Here is a 16,449-nt window from a genome sequence, read left to right on the forward strand (position 1 = left end):
CACCTAAAGTGGATTAGTTCGACTGACAGGCCAAGGCCTTTGGCCTGTCAGGCTACCCTTAGATGTCATCCATGACGCTCTGGATGGGTTTATTCCTGATTTCTAAATTATTTGTGCAGAGAGTAAGTACTTATGAGTACATCTGAATCCAATTCATCAGCAGAAACCCCAAAAACTGATGAACGAATAGCTAAAGTCAGCTTAACAAAAAGTCTCTTGCAACGGCCCGAAGTGGGCGCAATTGTAGGCTTAATCGCTGTCGTTATCTTTTTCTCAATTTATGCCGATAGCCGCATGTTTACGTTGTCGGGCATTATGAATTTTATGGAGCCTGCCGCCCAGCTGGGTATTTTAGCCATTGCGGCTGCGCTGCTTATGGTCGGTGGTGAGTTCGACTTATCCATCGGCTCGATGATCGCCTTTGCCGGTATTGCGCTGGGGATTCCACTGGTGCTGTGGGGCTGGCCGCTGTCATTAAGTTTGTTATTTGCGCTGGCCGTTGCGATCGGTGTTGGTGCGCTCAATGGCTTTATCGTACTGCGCTCCGGGTTGCCATCCTTTATCGTGACCTTGGCTTTCTTGTTTATTTTACGCGGCTTAACGCTGGTATCACTGAAAGAAGCAACCGGTACCACTCAGCTGCGGGGTGTTAAAGAAGCCGCAGGTGATAGCTGGTTGATGGAGCTGTTTTCCGGCGATGCCTTGGAAGGCTTATTTGCCTGGCTTGCCAAAATGGACATGATCGATACCTTCAAAAACGGAACCCCAAAAGTGCAGGGCGTACCGGTTGAGATTGTCTGGTTTGTCGTGTTGGCAATTGGTGCGAGCATCCTGCTAACTAAAACACGCTTTGGTAACTGGATCTTTGCCGTTGGTGGTGACCCGATCGCAGCCCGCAATGTGGGTGTGCCGGTTAACTTTGTAAAAATCACTTTATTCGTGTTTACCGCCGTGGCTGCAACCTTGGTTGCAACCATCACCGTACTGGAGTTTGGGACGGCCGATGCCAGCCGTGGATTACTCAAAGAGTTTCACGCCATTATCGCCGCAGTCATCGGTGGTTGTTTGCTAACAGGTGGTTACGGCTCCGCAATTGGTGCCATGGTGGGTGCGATTATTTTCGGCATGGTGCAGATCGGAATTACCTACACCAATATCAATCTGGATTGGTTCCAGGTGTTTATGGGTGCGATTTTGTTGATTGCTGTTGTACTGAATAACTGGGTCCGTCAAAAGGCGATGTCCTCACGCTAAGGGAGCTGAAAATGAGTAATACAGATGTAAAGCCAGTCATTGAATTGGTGAATATCGAAAAGCATTTTGGTGCAGTGATCGCCTTGGCCGGAGTCTCTTTATCGGTGTATCCCGGTGAGTGTCATTGCTTGCTAGGGGATAACGGGGCCGGTAAGTCGACCTTTATCAAAACCATGTCAGGCGTTCATCAGCCCACCAAGGGCGAGATTAGAATGAATGGTAAGGCGGTGCGCTTTGATAGCCCACGCGCCGGTATGGAAGGTGGTATTGCCACGGTGTATCAGGATCTTGCGATGATCCCGCTGATGTCGGTAACTCGTAATTTCTGGATGGGCCGTGAGCCACAAAAGCGCGTTGGTCCGTTTAAGTTTTTCGACTTTGAAAAAGCCAATGAAGTGACCATGTCCGAAATGGCAAAAATGGGGATTAACCTACGTGAGCCTGATCAGGCGGTGGGTACCTTATCCGGTGGTGAGCGCCAAACTGTGGCCATTGCCCGCGCCGTTTACTTCGGGGCCAAGGTATTGATACTCGATGAGCCGACTTCGGCCTTGGGTGTAAGACAAACCTCCAACGTGCTGGCAACCGTCGATAAGGTGCGCAAAGCCGGTGTTGGTGTGGTGTTTATCACCCACAACGTACGTCATGCCATGGCCGTTGGAGACCGCTTTACCGTACTAAATCGCGGTAAAACCTTAGGTACAGCAGTACGTGGTGAGATTACCCCCGATGAGCTTCAGGACTTAATGGCCGGTGGACAAGAGCTGGCTTCATTAGAGGGGTCTTTAGGAGGAACGGTTTAAGCCGTTTCACTGATGATTCGTTATACTACGCCGCTTAAGTATTTTTAGAGAGCACTCATGTATGGCCAAAAATAATTCAGATGTTGTTGCGCCAGTTCTGCCTCAGTCAGTCGAGGAAATGAATGCCTTAATTGTCGAGAAGAACGATAAATTAAGCGCACGCCTCAAAGTGATTGCTGCCTGGTTGTTGGAAAACCCGCAGCAAGTGGCATTGAACACGCTGGCAGAAATTGCCAAAACGGCAGGGGTGCATGCCTCGACCTTGGTGCGCTTCGCGAACTATTTTGGCTTTGATGGCTTCTCCGATTTGCAGAGACTGTACAAGGCTCAGATTATCGATCATCAGAGTAATTATTTAGAACGTATCCGTCAGTTAAAGGGTGGCAATACCGAGCCATCCGAAACGCAAGCCAGCGCATTGCTTGATGAATTTGCCGAAGGCAATGTGCTGGCCTTGCAGCTACTGCAACAAACGATTAAGCCAGAGGTGTTATCAGCTACGGTTGATAGCTTAAATCAGGCTAACGAAATTTTCTTATGTGGTTTACGCCGGATGTATCCGGTGGCCACCTATTTACATTACACGCTATGCCATATGAATGTGCGCTGTCATCTGGTGGATGGCACTGCGGCGATGGAGCAAGAGCAAATGCGCTGGGCCACGCCCGAGTCGGTCTTGATTGCCATTACCGTGAGCACTTATGCCAATGTGACCGCAGAAGTGGTGCGGGCGGCATCGCGCTTGGGCTGCAAAGTGGTGTTAATTACCGATAGCGAGCTGTGCCCTGTGGCGCATTTAGCCGATCATTTATTAGTGGTGCGGGAGGCCGAAGTCCGGTCATTCCGCTCCTTGAATTCGACATTATGCCTGGCACAAACGTTGTGCGTTGCGCTGGGCTACCAACGTCAGGAGGAGAAATTATGAGCTTATTACGTAAGCCGGAAACCCAGGAAAACGGACGTTATCAGCATATCACGCCAGAAAATGCCGGCTGGAAATACGTTGGTTTTGAGGCCTATGATATCGCTGAAGGCGCATCCGTTAGCTTAGCGGCGACTGATCAGGAACGTTGCTTAGTACTGCTCGCGGGTAAGGCCAATATTCAAGCCGGAGATCAATTGCTGGAAGGCGTTGGCGATCGCATGGATGTGTTTGAAGACAAAGCGCCGCATGCTGTATACGTACCTAATGGCGTGGCGATTACCATTACGGCGACGACTGCATTGGATATCGCGGTTTGCGAAGCGCCGGGCCATGGCAATCATCCGGTGCGTTGGATTAAGCCAGAGGAACTTAACCAAGAGATCCGTGGTGAAGGCAGCAATACCCGCTACATTCGCAATATCTTGCCCGATACCGACCCCTCAGCCGATAGCTTATTAGTGGTGGAAGTGAAAACCCCTTCTGGCAACTGGTCAAGCTATCCGCCGCATAAGCACGACTCCGACAATATTCCCAGCGAAACGCATCTGGAAGAAACCTATTACCACCGCTTGAATCCGAAGCAGGGCTTTGTGTTCCAGCGCGTTTTTACCGATGAGTTGGATTTGGATGAAACGGTTTCCGCAGGGGATCGCAGTGTGGTGATGGTGCCGCGCGGTTATCATCCGGTGGGCGTGCCGCATGGCTATGAATCCTACTATCTGAATGTGATGGCAGGCCCCACGCGTAAGTGGATTTTCAAAAATCATCCTGACCATGAGTGGATTGTAAAATGAGCGTAGAAAAGACACTGGAGGTAATCTGCCTCGGGCGCTGTGCGGTTGATTTCTATGGTGATCAAATCGGCAGCCGCTTAGAAGACATGGGCAGCTTCTCCAAATATTTGGGTGGCTCCTCGGCCAATATCGCTTACGGCAGCTCGCGCCTCGGGCTGAAATCAGCCATGCTAACGCGCGTTGGTGATGAGCACATGGGCCGCTTCTTGCGTGAAGAATTAGCGCGGGTTGGTGTCGATACCTCCCACGTGATTACCGACAAAGAACGGCTGACCGGTTTAGTGGTTCTTGGCATCAAAGATCAGGAAACCTTTCCTTTAATCTTTTACCGACATGATTGCGCTGACATGGCGATTAGCCCGGATGACTTTGAGCCTGAGTTTATTGCGTCCTCCAAAGCACTACTGATTACAGGAACCCATTTCTCCACCGAAGGAACCTACAAGGCCAGCTTAAAGGCCATTGAATATGCCAAAGCGGCAGGCACCAAAGTGGTGGTCGATATTGATTACCGTCCCGTACTTTGGGGGCTAACGAGTTTAGGTGATGGCGAGACGCGCTTTATCTCCTCCGAAGACGTCTCTAGTCACTTACAAAGTATTTTGCCGCATTGTGATTTGATTGTCGGCACCGAAGAAGAAGTGCACATTGCCGGTGGCAGCACCGATACCATGACCGCATTGCGCGCTATTCGTGAACTCACCGATGCGACCATCGTATTAAAGCTTGGCCCACTAGGCTGCACCGTATTGCACGATGCGATTCCGGCGAGCCCGGATGACTTTGTGGTTTACCAAGGCGTGCGCGTTGAAGTGCTGAATGTGCTTGGCGCGGGCGATGCCTTTATGTCGGGCTTCTTGCGTGGCTGGTTGCGTGGCGAAGATGATGCAACCTGTACGGCCTATGCTAATGCCTGTGGCGCGCTGGTGGTTTCACGTCATGGCTGTGCACCAGCGATTCCAAGCGAGGAAGAGCTGTTTTATTACTTAGAACATGCAGCCGATATTCCAAAGCCGGATAAGAGCGCCGTGCTTAATCAACTGCATCGGGTGACCACCACCCGCGTACCGGCTTCCCGCCCGCAAGTGTGCGTACTGGCCTTTGATCACCGTCGTCAACTGACCGATATGGCGAAGGAAACCGGCGTTAGTAATGACTGCATTAAAGTGCTGAAGCGCTTGCTGGTAAAATCGGTCGAGCGCGGGATTCAAACCACAGGCTTGTCAGAATCCGTCGCGGGTGTATTGATTGACGATACCTTCGGGCAAGATGCCTTAAATGATATTACCGGTCGCGGCTGGTGGATTGGACGTCCGGTTGAATTGCCATCCTCACGCCCGATTGAATTGGAAGGCGGGCGCTCAATTGGCTCACGCCTGAAAACCTGGCCGCTTGAGCACATTGTGAAATGTCTGGTGTTTTACCATCCGGATGATTCGGTGGAAATGCGCTTGCAGCAGGAGCGTCAGGCACAGGAGCTATTTGCAGCCTGTCAGGTCAGTGGTCACCAGTTCTTACTGGAACTGATTCCTCCGGCTGATAGTGTGGTCGATGACACCACCGCTTCGCGAGCCGTTCAGCGTTTTTACAATGTTGGCGTCAGACCGGATTGGTGGAAACTGCCACCACAGTCAGCAGCGAGCTGGGAATCGCTCACGCAGTTGATTGAGCAACGTGATCCGCATTGCCAAGGCGTGGTGCTGTTAGGACTGGCTGCCAGTATGGAAACCGTCAAACAAGGTTTTCAAGTCGCCGCTCAATACCCACTATGCAAAGGCTTTACCGTGGGGCGTACTTTATTCGCTGAACCATCGCGCCAATGGATGTTGGGACATATCAATGATGAGCAACTGATACAAGCTGTGGCCGACAATTACATAGAACTGATTAACGCATGGCAGGAGCTAAAATGAACACCGTTCGTTTAACCATGGCGCAAGCTTTAGTGCGCTATCTCACCGCGCAAAAGGTTGAGATTGATGGGCAAATTAAACCGCTATTTGCCGGTGTATTTGCCATCTTTGGGCATGGCAATGTGGCTGGGTTGGGTGAAGCTTTATACCACCAGCAAGCCGCGCTGCCGACCTATCGCGCGCACAATGAACAAGCCATGGCCCATGCGGCGATTGCTTATGCCAAGGCCAATAATCGCCAGCAAATAATGGCTTGCACCACCTCGATTGGCCCCGGTGCCACCAATATGGTGACGGCGGCGGCATTGGCCCATGTAAACCGGATTCCGGTCTTGCTATTGCCTGGCGATACCTTTGCGGCGCGCACGCCAGACCCTGTATTACAGCAGGTCGAGTGCGCTTCTGATCCAACCATTAGCGCGAATGATTGCTTCCGTCCCGTGAGCCGTTACTTTGACCGCATTAGCCGCCCTGAGCAGCTAATTACCAGTTTACCAGCGGCCATTAGTACGCTGGTGGATGCCGAGTTAGCAGGGCCGGTAACACTCTCATTACCGCAGGATGTGCAAGCCGAAGCTTATGATTACCCTGAAAGCTTCTTCGCTGAAACCGTGCATTATCAACGCCAACAAGCGCCGGATACGCGTGAGTTAGCTGCAGCGATTGAAGCCTTAAAAAATGCGAAAAAGCCATTACTGATTGCCGGTGGCGGGGTGCATTACGCGCAAGCCATTGAGCCGCTCAAAGCGCTGATCGAAAGCTATGGCATTCCGGTTGCTGAAACGCAGGCAGGTAAGGGCGCATTAGCTTGGGACCATCCTAACTATGTCGGCGCCATTGGCGTGACCGGTTGCGATGCGGCCAATAAGCTGGCGGAAGAAGCCGATCTGGTATTGGCCGTGGGCACTCGCTTGCAAGACTTTACCACTGCTTCACGCACCTTATTCCGCAACCCTGATGTGACTTTGATTCAACTGAATGTCGCGCGCATGGATGCGATTAAGCACAATGCCAAAGCGCTGGTGTGTGATGCCAAAATTGGTTTGGAGCAGCTAAAATCAGGCTTATCTGGCTGGCAAGTTCCGGCTGAATGGCAAGCGCTTGGCAAAGCAGAAATTGCCCGCTGGAATGGCTATTATGATCAGGTCACGTCGATTGCCGAAGCGCCAAAAACCGAGACCGGTTTACCCTCCGATGCGCAAGTACTCGGCTCAGTAAAACGCACTGGTGAAGCTTCCGATATTATTGTGTGTGCAGCCGGTGGCTTACCCGGTGATTTGCACAAACTCTGGCGTACCGAGCAGCCCAATGGCTATCATTTGGAATACGGCTTTTCCTGCATGGGCTACGAGATTGCCGGTGGCTTAGGTGTGAAAATGGCCAAGCCCGATCGCGAAGTGATTGTGGTGGTTGGCGATGGCTCCTACCTGATGATGAACTCCGAAATTGCCACCACGGTAATGCTCAATAAAAAGGTCATTATTGTGGTGCTGGATAACCGTGGCTTTGGCTGCATTAACCGCTTGCAGCGCGGAACCGGTGGCGCGTCATTTAACAACTTGTTGGATGAGGGCACCTTTACCGAAACCGGCGCACCCAAAATTGATTTTGCGGCACACGCTAAAGCCTTGGGCGCAGAGTCTGAATCGGTCAGTAGTCTGGAAGCATTAGAGGAAGCATTGGGACGTGCTCGCGCAGCCAGCCAAAGCTATGTGATTGCCATTGATACCGACCCGTATTTAACCGCCGAGGGTGGTAGCTGGTGGGAGGTGGGTGTGCCTGAAGTCTCCGAGCGTGAGACGGTGACGCAAGCCTACCGCGAACAGCAGATCGCTAAACAAAAACAACCGTATTAATTTTTCTGAGACACGATTATGAGCGTAAGAATTGGCATTAATCCACTGACCTGGACCAATGATGACCTGCCGGCGCTGGGCGCAGAAACCCCGCTCAGCACCTGCCTGAGCGAAGGTAAGCAAGCGGGCTATTCCGGCTTTGAATTGGGAAATAAATTCCCACGCGATGCGGCTGTTTTGGGGCCGATTTTAGCGGAGTATGATTTAAAGCTGGTCTCCGGTTGGTACAGCGGCAAGCTGCTGGAACACGATCTGGACGCTGAGATTGCGGCCATCCAGGATCACCTGAATTTGCTAAAAACACTCGGCGCGACCGAGATGGTTTACTGCGAAGTGACCGGCTGTATTCATGGTGATCAGGAAGCGCCATTGAGTGATCGGCCTGTAATAAATGACCCTGCCGTGTGGGCAAGCTGGGGTGCAGCGCTGACCAAGCTTGCAGAATACACACAATCGCAAGGGGTGCGCTTGGCCTATCACCATCACATGGGCACCGTGGTTCAAAGTGAAGCCGATGTGGATAAGCTCATGGAAAACACGGACGATGCGCTCGGCTTATTGCTGGATACTGGCCACTTAACCTGCGCTGGTGGCGACCCGATTGCGGTACAAAAACGCTATGCCAATCGCATTAATCACGTGCACTGCAAAGACGTGCGTCGGGTCGTGTTGGATGAGGTAAACAATCGCGGCAAGAGCTTCTTAAATGGCGTATTGGATGGATTGTTTACCGTGCCGGGCGATGGCTGTATTGACTACGCCACGCTGTTTAAAGGCCTGAAAGAGTCTAACTATTCAGGTTGGTTAGTGGTGGAAGCGGAGCAAGACCCCGCAGTCGCGAATCCTCTGAAATACGCCACAATGGGTTATGAAAATCTGCGCAAACTGTGTGCCGATGCCGGCATTGAAGTGGTGGTTTAAGTTACAAAATAGCGAATCAAGGTATGAGGCTTATGCTTGGCTTCACCCTTGATTAGCAAGGCTTGCGATAAGAGGAGGTCGATTGATGGGAATGCAACATGCCGCATTAAATATTGATGCCTTTGACCGGCTTTGTCAGCAGACGCCGCAGCCGGAAGACTATCCGCTGGCTGCGGCAATCGTAAAGCGCGTTGTGTGCTATGACGGCGAGGACTTAAGAGCGGCCTTAGCCGATGACGCTCGCCGAAGTCGCTACCAACAAGAGCTAGCGCGGGTGCTAAGCGACGGCCCCGGCGTGTTTGTGATCAAGCACTTCTTTGCCGATACCGCTGTCATTGATCGTCATAATCAGGTGGTTGAACAGATCTTTGAGCTACAAGCCAACCAACCTTCAGCCGATCACTTTGCTAAAGCCGGAGCCAATGGTCGCATCTGGAATGTGATTCAAAAAGCGGCCTTGCTGGATGCGCCAAGTTATGTGGCGTATTACAAAAATCCTTTATTTGGGCTGGTGTCAGAGGCATGGCTTGGCCCGCATTATCAACTGACTGCGCAGATCAATGTAGTGAGGCCCGATGGACAAGCACAAGCGCCACATCGCGATTACCATCTGGGCTTTCAGGAAAATAGCATACTGAAGCAGTACCCACCGCATGTGCATCACATGTCGGCGATGCTGACTTTACAGGGTGCCGTTGCCCACACCGATATGCCGCTGGCCAGTGGCCCGACGCTGTTATTACCCAACTCGCAGCGCTATCCCGAAGGCTATCTGGCTTGGCGCGATGCGGAGTTTAAAGCTTACTTTGAAGCCCATGCCGTGCAGCTGGCATTAGAGCAGGGCGATGCCCTATTTTTTAATCCCGCATTGTTTCATGCGGCGGGCAGCAACTACACGGCAGATTTTCATCGTATGGCGAATTTGCTGCAAGTTTCCTCGGCCTTTGGGCGCGCGATGGAAGCGGTGGATCGTGAAGCCATGTGCCTGGCGATTTATCCCGAGCTATTGCGGATTAAAAACGCGTTGACCGAGAATGAATTGGCAGCAGTACTGGATAATACCTGCGAGGGCTATTCCTTCCCGACCAATTTGGATACCGACCCGCCAAGCGCTGGTATGGCTCCGCAAACGCAAAAAGCCTTAATGCGAGAGTCGCTAAATAAGGCGCGTGATTTTGATACGTTTAAAGCCGCCTTGTTAGCACAGTCTTGCAAGCGGCGCGCTTAAAAAACTAATACTGGAGTAACTCTTGATGTCCCGCACTACTAGCTATGGAAATGACTTTGGGCAGCAACTCGCTGGCCGCAACTTTTTAATTACCGGCGGCACTCAAGGCTTGGGTGAAGCCACCGCCCGCCTGTTTATCGAGCGCGGTGCCAGCGGCATTGCCTTAATTGGCCGCAGTGCTGAGCGTGGCAATGCGCTGGCTGCGGAACTCTCCAGCGAAGCCTGCAAGGTCATTTTTGTACCGGCAGATCTGATGGATAAACGCGCGACGCGCAATTGTGTGGCAGAAACCATCCGCCAATTCGGTGAGCTACATGGCGTGGTCAACTGCGCAGGCTGCACTGATCGTGGCACGATACTGGATACCGATGATGCCACCTATGACCGTTTATTTGCCGTGAATACGCAGGCTCCGTTTCTGATTATGCAGGAAGCTTCACGACACATGGTGGAGCGTGGTATCGAAGGTACGATGGTAAATATTTGCTCGGTATCGGCCTACGGTGGGCAATCCTTTCTGACCTGCTATACGGCCTCCAAAGCTGCGCTGGTGGTAATGACCAAAAACGTGGCTTACTCGCTCATGCGCAATAAAATCCGCGCCAATGTTCTGAATATCGGCTGGATGGACTCTCCCGGTGAACATGCCATTCAGCAAAATTTCCACAATGCACCCAGTGATTGGCTGGAGAAGGCAACGGCGAATGAGCCATATGGCCGCTTGGTGGTACCCGAAGAAGTGGCTCGAGCAAGTGCGTATTTATCTTCTGCAGAGTCTGGCTTAATGAGTGGTGCGGTGATTGACTTGGATGAAGGTGTGCAGGGCTGTGGTGATGGACGCGTGCCACAACCCGATAAAGCCATGGTTTGGCCGCAGTAAGCGGACGCCGCTTTAGATAGGAGCTTCGCCGCTGAGCCCGATGGCCCAGTGGCTGCTTAATGCGACGGCTTTATTATTTAACCGCGTTAGTTGCCTTTTTACCGATATCGCGAATGGCTTCGCCAGTATCGGTAACAATCTGCCCGGCACCCTTTGGATTCGCAACCGTCGCACCGGCTGCGCCTATAGCCAAAGCCGTACAGCCCGATAAAAAACTAGTCGCCACTAAGACTAAAAAAATACTTTTCATTGCTATTACCTAAAACGTTTGATTATGGATCAAGTCGATCGAGGGGCGAGTTTAATGCATGAGCTGTGTTTTAACTACCTACCTGAAAAAGGCATGGCTTAGCCGTAGTCATAGCGCTTGGTGAACAGCACACAGAATGGCGTTAATTTATTCAAGTGTGCTGCTTTAATCCCTATAGTTTGGCATACTGGCCGGAATACCTCCTAAAAATGCATAAAGCCTATGCCACACTCCATTTTTATTAGCTATAGCCATGACTCCGATGCACACCGTGAATTCGTTCGCGGTATTGCCGACCGGCTGCGCGCGGATGGTTTGAATTGCCAGATCGACCAATACATTAATGGCTTTCCACCCGAAGGCTGGCAGCGCTGGATGGAAACACAGGTCGAGCAAGCGGACTTTGTATTGTTGGTGTGTACTGAAACTTATCTGAAGCGTTATCGAGGTCAAGATGCTGATGGTGGGCGTGGGGTGAATTTTGAAGGCGTGGTGATCTCGCAAACCTTGTACGACCACTATTATCGGAACACTAAATTTATTCCAGTGATACCGGAGACGGGCAGTTTGGAGAATGTGCCATTGCCGTTAAAAGGGTTTAGTACCTATGTGTTGCCGCGAGATTATACGCCACTGTATCGGGTGTTGACGGATCAGCCGGCGACGCCTGCGCCGGAGATTGGGGCGGTAAAATACCTGCCTCCGGAGAAATCAGGTGGTTTGGCGCTGCGCATTGATTTTGAAAACGAAACCATTGAAGCGGCCTCTTACACCACGCTGCCAGTGGCTGCGGTAAAAGCCAAACTCAATGAACTGCAGGCCGAGCTTCATAATGAAAAACGCACCAATAACAATTTGAATGACCTGATCAATCGCTATCAGGATGAAATTCAGGAATGGAAAGAAAAATACGAAGAAGCTCTAGATCAGAATACGGAAGACCTGCACAAAGAACCGGATAATCCTTTACTGTTGGCCGAGCGTGAAGCTTTGGAAGACGGTGATTTTGAGCTGACAGCACAGCTTCGGGAGCGCTATTACCGCAAGCAATTGAAAGATAAGCGGGCGGACCAACAAGCGCGCCTACAAGCATTCGAGCAGCAGCTTGCCGATGAAAATCGGGTGCTCTCTCATGAAGCTTTGATTGCTGGTGAGCGTTGGGAAAGTGCGAATAAGATAAGCAGGGCGTTACCGCTGTATCAGGAGGCGGTGGAGATTGATCCGGCTAATCGTGAGGCATGGCGTCAAATCACGTTAACAGCTAAGAAGCTGGGTAAAACTCAATTAGCTCTGCAAGTTGCGCGTAGTTTGCAAAAGCATTTAGATCCGGAAGTGGATATAAGGTGGTTGTCCATTTCATTAGATGACGAAGGTGGTTTACTCACAAGCATCGGCGATAACAAGTCTGCTTTGGATCGATACCGACAATCCATGCAGCTAACCCAGAAACTCGTTGAAGCTGAACCAGAAAACATCGAATGGCAGCGCGATTTGTCGGTGAGCTTTGAGAGAGTAGGTGATATGCACAAGGTCAACGGTGACGGGGTGTCAGCGCTAAAGATGTATGAAGCCAGCTTGGCCATCGCCAAGGCACTAGCGGAACTCGACCCGAAGCACACGGAATGGCAGCGCGACCTGTCGGTTAGCTTTGAGCGAGTTGGCGATATGCACCAGGCCAAAGGTGACGGGGTGTCGGCGCTGAAGGCGTATGAAGAATCGCTGGCGATATGCAAGACACTGGCGGAGCTCGACCCGAAGCACACCGGCTGGCAGCGAGACCTGTCGATAAGCTATAACAAGATTGGCGATATGCACAAGGCTAACGGTAACGGTCTGTCGGCGCTGAAGGCGTATGAGGAATCGCTGGCGATTCGCAAGACACTGGCGGAGCTCGACTCGAAGCACACCGACTGGCAGCGAGACCTGTCGGTGTGCCATAACAAGGTTGGCGATATGCACTGGGCTAACGGTAACGGGGTGTCGGCGCTGAATGCGTATGAGGATGGCTTGGCCATCGCCAAAACACTGGCGGAACTCGATCCGAAGCACACGGAATGGCAGCGAGACCTGTTGATGAGCTATATGAAGGTTGGCGATATGCACCAGGCTAACGGTGACGGGGTGTCGGCGCTGAATGCGTATGAGGATGGCCTTGCCATCGCTAAGAGACTGGCGGAACTCGACCCAAAGCACACCGGCTGGCAGCGCGACCTGTCGGTGAGCTACGATAAAATTGGCGATATGCACCAAGCCAACGGTGACGGGGTGTCTGCGCTGAAAGCGTATGAGGATGGTTTGGCAATTGCCAAGGCGTTGGCGGAACTCAATCCTGAAAATGTTGAGTGGCAAACGGATTTGGTGGTGAGTTATGTCAAACAGGCTCAGGTTCAACCTGAGAAAGCAAAGGAGCTACTTAGTGACGCGCTGGCAATCCTAATCCGCCTAAACAGTGAAAACCGCCTTGATCATGAAAAACAAGGCTGGATACCAATCCTTGAAGATGCACTAATCCAATTACAGCTAGCACAGAAAAACTAAAAAAATCCACCCCAGATCTGACAACCAAAACCACCGATTGCCAGATCTAGTTCTAAGCGTTACGCTTCCGGCTCGATCATATCAACCGCACGATCATGCTCAATTTGCTTATGGCTTTCGATTTGCTTTAACAAAGCCACTTTGCATTCACGAATGCATTTGTAGAGATTTTCGCCTTCTCTTTCTGCGCGAATATCCTGATGCTTCGGAAGGCGCAATTCCATGGTCACTTTTTCGAGTGAGACACCGGCACTATTGGCTGAGTTAATAATCTGAAAGTGCACAACCAGCGTGGTTGCGGTCGGTGCATGCATGAATATTTTCTTAGATTTCTCATGAATTTCTTTTTCTACTGCTTCACTTCTACCGAGATTACCCCATTCAATTTGTACTGTGCTCATACATTCCATCTCCATGATTGTAAAATTAAATCGTGCATGCCCAGCATAGCAAAGAAGCGGCGGTTTACCTAAATCACCGTAAGGGTTTTTGATTACATAAATGACATATTCTTATGCAACTTCAGGCTGTCCAGGTGCAACTGAGTATTAGTTTGGTTAAAAATAAAATACTTTGCATTGCATAGTATTCTGTGAATATAATACAAACGTCGACAGGAAGAACGAAATGTAATTAATGACTATGCATAACATAGTATTAGGTGAGTGAATTCTCTATGGAAAACACGACGTATCAAAAATGGTTAGCGCAGCTGCGCAAAGGGTATCTGGAGCTTTGCGTGCTGGTGGTGTTAGACAAGCAGGACTCGTCCTACGGTTTGGAAATGCTGCAAACATTGGAGCAAGCGGGTCTGTCGGTTAACGAGGGAACGCTGTATCCGCTCCTCAACAGAATGTTTAAAAATGGCTGGTTAGATTCACACTGGGTGACTCCCTCAGAAGGAGGGCATCCGAGACGCCATTATCAGTTAAGTGACGAAGGCAGAGCATTGCTGCCAACGATGTTAGGGATGTTTCAAGATAACCAGCAATCGCTGGATAAGCTGAGGGATTTAAAATGACCAACAATCAATACATTACCGCGCTGAAAAAAGCATTGGCGGGTTTGGATCGTGCTTCACGTGACGACATTATTCAGGAAATTCAAAGCCATGCCGCAGAGTCTGGTAAGCCATTACTGGAGCGCTTTGGTTCGCCGGATGAGTTGGCTAAGCAGTATTTAGATGGCGAGATTATCGCAAACCCCGTTGGTAAAAAGATTCTGGGCATTGGCAAAAAGCTGTTTGCCTGGATTGGAATTGGCTTTGTGGTACTGATCGCTGCGGTTGCTTTATTTATCTGGTATATGTCGGGTGATGACTTTAACTATGCCGATGAAAATGCCGCTGAGTTAAAAAGCCAGAGTGCCGATTGGGTGAGTAAAGAGTGGGATGCGCCGTTGACGATTAAGTTGGATCAGGCCGCTACCGTGTTCTACTGGCATGATGCAAAGAGCATTCGCTGGAGCTGTTTGGGCGATATGCAGCCTCGTATTGGTGATGATGCAGTGATGAGTATCCGTCATTCTAAGTGCTTGGTGTTTTTACCCAAAACGGCGGTCACGATGAATGCGACGCAGTCTGAAACAGTTATCGTGCGTCCTCAGGTATCGCTGGATATCAACATGGAGCAGGCAAGTTTGCGAGTGGCTGAGAATGGTGTGAAGTACCGGTATGTGACCGATGCCAGCCGCTCAAAGATTGACGGTTTGCAGTCGCATGATGATGCGGAGTACACAATTTCGATTAAATCGCATGAGTCGATGGTGGCACCGTATCAGGAAGATTGATACTTGATGGTAGGAAGGGGCTCTTTTTAGAGTCCCTTTTTTTATGCAAGCGAGATAAGCATTTAGGTAGAAGGGGCTTTAGTCTTTCGTCTGATGCTTTTTCAAAAAGTCTCGAATAAAATGACGCACTTCCCGAGCCGCACTGGTATCCAGCGCTTCGCACAGGCTCACAAACTGATCCCGCTCTTCCGATTTAATCCGGATAATGAGCTGGCTGTCTTTCTTATGTTGCTTCTCTCGTTTTTCTGATTTCTGCATGCGCTTGTCCTGTTGCGGGGTTATGATGACTGGCCAATTATAGCAGATAGGCAATGTATATCGTTATGCATGCTGTGGCTAATCATTAAAGTCGCGCATGGCACGTTTGAGTTGGTCATAGCCTTTGTACTTCCACAGTCGCATTTGCCGGTATTTATTGGCACCCCAAAGCTCATTATCTTTCAAAATCGCACAGGCTTGCTGCTGAAAAGCTTTGTTTGCCGCGCTATCCGAAATAAAGTCGCTACCACCAAAGCAACAGGTTTCATACAGATCGGTGGTGTCAGGATAAATACTGGAATGCTCATGCCCCAGCCAATGAATCATTTCATGAAACATCAACGCCGCGCGGTTTTGATAGCGGTGCATACCGGCTAATTGCAGCGGCTTACCTTTGCGAATAACGGCTAGCTGCCCGCTATCCAATTGGTAAAACTCGCGATAGGTGGCCTCATCCAGCTTTTTAGAAATCGAGCCGCTTAAGCGAAAGGTATCAATCAAAATGCCGGGAAAGGGCAATCCCTCGGTCATTTTATCTTGCGGGTGTGGTTTGTGGCCGGGCGTGATCGGAGAGTTGGCGACCGCATAGGCAAAGATCTCATCAGCGACGCAGCGTACGGTTTTAGGCTGATCGCTTTCTAATAAGAGCATCAACTGGAGTGCTTGGGTTTCATGGTAGGGGTGAAGCTTGCCCATTCGGCTGTTGCCAGCGAGGCAACTGAGGCCTTGTTTTAGTCCGTGTTTAATATCGTTCGTGAGTGTGGTGTGACTGATGGTGGTGCTATTAGCGTTGTGGTACGGGTAGTTTTGACAGCCTTGATAGTGCAGTTTGGCGCTGGGTAGGGTGACGGTGTTGCTGGGTGGTTCTGGGAAATTAAGCGGTTGGTTTAGCTGGCTGAGGAAGGTGTCGAGTCGTTGTTCGAAGTCTGGCGCACTGGCAGCGCTTGCGGTGGTTATCGCGGCAAGCAGTAGAATTGTTTGTAACAGTGTTGCGCTGGTTTTTTTAATTAATCCATACACTTGATCACTCCCGCAATGGCT

Annotated in this window: 16 protein-coding genes; 12 read left to right on the forward strand and 4 right to left on the reverse strand. The window is 50.7% G+C overall.

Annotated features, from left to right (window positions below; all coding sequences use genetic code 11):
• The first annotated feature begins 132 nt into the window (after window positions 1-132).
• The 9 genes from LEUMU_RS0104360 (at window position 133) to LEUMU_RS0104400 (ending at window position 10,574) form a co-directional block, all read left to right on the forward strand.
• The gene (locus LEUMU_RS0104360) at window positions 133-1,254 is read left to right on the forward strand and encodes an ABC transporter permease (protein WP_022951055.1); all 1,122 of its coding nucleotides are present in this window, start codon (window positions 133-135) and stop codon (window positions 1,252-1,254) included.
• A gap of 11 nt (window positions 1,255-1,265) precedes the next feature.
• Window positions 1,266-2,057, forward strand: a complete 792-nt coding sequence (locus tag LEUMU_RS0104365; protein WP_022951056.1) for an ATP-binding cassette domain-containing protein — start codon at window positions 1,266-1,268, stop codon at window positions 2,055-2,057.
• Between the two features lie 61 nt (window positions 2,058-2,118).
• Window positions 2,119-2,982, forward strand: coding sequence for a MurR/RpiR family transcriptional regulator (locus tag LEUMU_RS0104370; protein ID WP_022951057.1), 864 nt, complete (start codon window positions 2,119-2,121; stop codon window positions 2,980-2,982).
• Window positions 2,979-3,776, forward strand: a complete 798-nt coding sequence (gene iolB, locus LEUMU_RS0104375) for a 5-deoxy-glucuronate isomerase (RefSeq protein ID WP_022951058.1) — start codon at window positions 2,979-2,981, stop codon at window positions 3,774-3,776. The genes LEUMU_RS0104370 and iolB overlap by 4 nt, the downstream gene beginning before the upstream one ends.
• Window positions 3,773-5,689, forward strand: coding sequence for a bifunctional 5-dehydro-2-deoxygluconokinase/5-dehydro-2-deoxyphosphogluconate aldolase (locus tag LEUMU_RS0104380; RefSeq protein ID WP_022951059.1), 1,917 nt, complete (start codon window positions 3,773-3,775; stop codon window positions 5,687-5,689). The genes iolB and LEUMU_RS0104380 overlap by 4 nt, the downstream gene beginning before the upstream one ends.
• Complete coding sequence (gene iolD, locus LEUMU_RS0104385) at window positions 5,686-7,545, forward strand: 3D-(3,5/4)-trihydroxycyclohexane-1,2-dione acylhydrolase (decyclizing) (RefSeq protein ID WP_022951060.1); 1,860 nt, start codon at window positions 5,686-5,688, stop codon at window positions 7,543-7,545. Before LEUMU_RS0104380 ends, iolD begins: the two co-directional genes overlap by 4 nt.
• Window positions 7,546-7,563: 18 nt before the next feature.
• A complete protein-coding gene (gene iolE, locus LEUMU_RS0104390) occupies window positions 7,564-8,466 on the forward strand; it encodes a myo-inosose-2 dehydratase (protein WP_022951061.1) in 903 nt (300 codons plus the stop codon).
• Between the two features lie 85 nt (window positions 8,467-8,551).
• On the forward strand, window positions 8,552-9,694 hold the full coding sequence (locus tag LEUMU_RS0104395; protein WP_022951062.1) for a phytanoyl-CoA dioxygenase family protein: 1,143 nt from the start codon (window positions 8,552-8,554) through the stop codon (window positions 9,692-9,694).
• 25 nt (window positions 9,695-9,719) lie between these two features.
• Window positions 9,720-10,574 (forward strand): SDR family oxidoreductase, encoded by an 855-nt coding sequence (locus LEUMU_RS0104400; RefSeq protein WP_022951063.1) that lies wholly within the window; start codon window positions 9,720-9,722, stop codon window positions 10,572-10,574.
• A gap of 73 nt (window positions 10,575-10,647) precedes the next feature.
• Here LEUMU_RS0104400 and LEUMU_RS28730 read toward each other — a convergent pair whose 3' ends face one another.
• The gene (locus tag LEUMU_RS28730) at window positions 10,648-10,824 is read right to left on the reverse strand and encodes a hypothetical protein (RefSeq protein WP_022951064.1); all 177 of its coding nucleotides are present in this window, start codon (window positions 10,822-10,824) and stop codon (window positions 10,648-10,650) included.
• A gap of 222 nt (window positions 10,825-11,046) precedes the next feature.
• Here LEUMU_RS28730 and LEUMU_RS0104410 point away from each other — a divergent pair, with 222 nt between their 5' ends.
• Window positions 11,047-13,362 (forward strand): toll/interleukin-1 receptor domain-containing protein, encoded by a 2,316-nt coding sequence (locus LEUMU_RS0104410; protein WP_022951065.1) that lies wholly within the window; start codon window positions 11,047-11,049, stop codon window positions 13,360-13,362.
• A 59-nt stretch (window positions 13,363-13,421) separates the two neighbouring features.
• Here the strand turns inward: LEUMU_RS0104410 and LEUMU_RS0104415 are convergent, their stop codons facing one another.
• Window positions 13,422-13,763: an HPF/RaiA family ribosome-associated protein gene (locus LEUMU_RS0104415; RefSeq protein ID WP_022951066.1), complete on the reverse strand. Its 342-nt coding sequence runs from the start codon at window positions 13,761-13,763 to the stop codon at window positions 13,422-13,424.
• 275 nt (window positions 13,764-14,038) lie between these two features.
• Between LEUMU_RS0104415 and LEUMU_RS0104420 the strand changes: the two genes are divergently transcribed.
• Both LEUMU_RS0104420 and LEUMU_RS0104425 read left to right on the forward strand, forming a co-directional pair.
• Entirely contained in the window at window positions 14,039-14,383 is a 345-nt protein-coding gene (locus LEUMU_RS0104420; protein ID WP_022951067.1) for a PadR family transcriptional regulator, read from the forward strand.
• The gene (locus tag LEUMU_RS0104425; RefSeq protein WP_022951068.1) at window positions 14,380-15,150 is read left to right on the forward strand and encodes an HAAS signaling domain-containing protein; all 771 of its coding nucleotides are present in this window, start codon (window positions 14,380-14,382) and stop codon (window positions 15,148-15,150) included. Before LEUMU_RS0104420 ends, LEUMU_RS0104425 begins: the two co-directional genes overlap by 4 nt.
• 78 nt (window positions 15,151-15,228) lie before the next feature.
• Here LEUMU_RS0104425 and LEUMU_RS0104430 read toward each other — a convergent pair whose 3' ends face one another.
• Both LEUMU_RS0104430 and LEUMU_RS0104435 read right to left on the reverse strand, forming a co-directional pair.
• Entirely contained in the window at window positions 15,229-15,408 is a 180-nt protein-coding gene (locus LEUMU_RS0104430) for a hypothetical protein (RefSeq protein WP_022951069.1), read from the reverse strand.
• A 78-nt stretch (window positions 15,409-15,486) separates the two neighbouring features.
• Complete coding sequence (locus LEUMU_RS0104435) at window positions 15,487-16,428, reverse strand: hypothetical protein (RefSeq protein ID WP_022951070.1); 942 nt, start codon at window positions 16,426-16,428, stop codon at window positions 15,487-15,489.
• Window positions 16,429-16,449: the final 21 nt, after the last annotated feature.

The organism is Leucothrix mucor DSM 2157, assembly GCF_000419525.1.
Classification (GTDB): Bacteria; Pseudomonadota; Gammaproteobacteria; order Thiotrichales; family Thiotrichaceae; genus Leucothrix; species Leucothrix mucor.

Coding starts and splice junctions, on each gene's coding strand:
- LEUMU_RS0104360 (WP_022951055.1), top strand. CDS start 133: ATGAGTACATCTGAATCCAATTCATCAGCAGAAACCCCAAAAACTGAT.
- LEUMU_RS0104380 (WP_022951059.1), top strand. CDS start 3,773: ATGAGCGTAGAAAAGACACTGGAGGTAATCTGCCTCGGGCGCTGTGCG.
- LEUMU_RS0104425 (WP_022951068.1), top strand. CDS start 14,380: ATGACCAACAATCAATACATTACCGCGCTGAAAAAAGCATTGGCGGGT.
- LEUMU_RS0104410 (WP_022951065.1), top strand. CDS start 11,047: ATGCCACACTCCATTTTTATTAGCTATAGCCATGACTCCGATGCACAC.
- LEUMU_RS28730 (WP_022951064.1), bottom strand. CDS start 10,824: ATGAAAAGTATTTTTTTAGTCTTAGTGGCGACTAGTTTTTTATCGGGC.
- LEUMU_RS0104415 (WP_022951066.1), bottom strand. CDS start 13,763: ATGAGCACAGTACAAATTGAATGGGGTAATCTCGGTAGAAGTGAAGCA.
- LEUMU_RS0104395 (WP_022951062.1), top strand. CDS start 8,552: ATGGGAATGCAACATGCCGCATTAAATATTGATGCCTTTGACCGGCTT.
- LEUMU_RS0104400 (WP_022951063.1), top strand. CDS start 9,720: ATGTCCCGCACTACTAGCTATGGAAATGACTTTGGGCAGCAACTCGCT.
- LEUMU_RS0104430 (WP_022951069.1), bottom strand. CDS start 15,408: ATGCAGAAATCAGAAAAACGAGAGAAGCAACATAAGAAAGACAGCCAG.
- iolD (WP_022951060.1), top strand. CDS start 5,686: ATGAACACCGTTCGTTTAACCATGGCGCAAGCTTTAGTGCGCTATCTC.
- LEUMU_RS0104370 (WP_022951057.1), top strand. CDS start 2,119: ATGGCCAAAAATAATTCAGATGTTGTTGCGCCAGTTCTGCCTCAGTCA.
- LEUMU_RS0104420 (WP_022951067.1), top strand. CDS start 14,039: ATGGAAAACACGACGTATCAAAAATGGTTAGCGCAGCTGCGCAAAGGG.
- LEUMU_RS0104365 (WP_022951056.1), top strand. CDS start 1,266: ATGAGTAATACAGATGTAAAGCCAGTCATTGAATTGGTGAATATCGAA.
- iolE (WP_022951061.1), top strand. CDS start 7,564: ATGAGCGTAAGAATTGGCATTAATCCACTGACCTGGACCAATGATGAC.
- iolB (WP_022951058.1), top strand. CDS start 2,979: ATGAGCTTATTACGTAAGCCGGAAACCCAGGAAAACGGACGTTATCAG.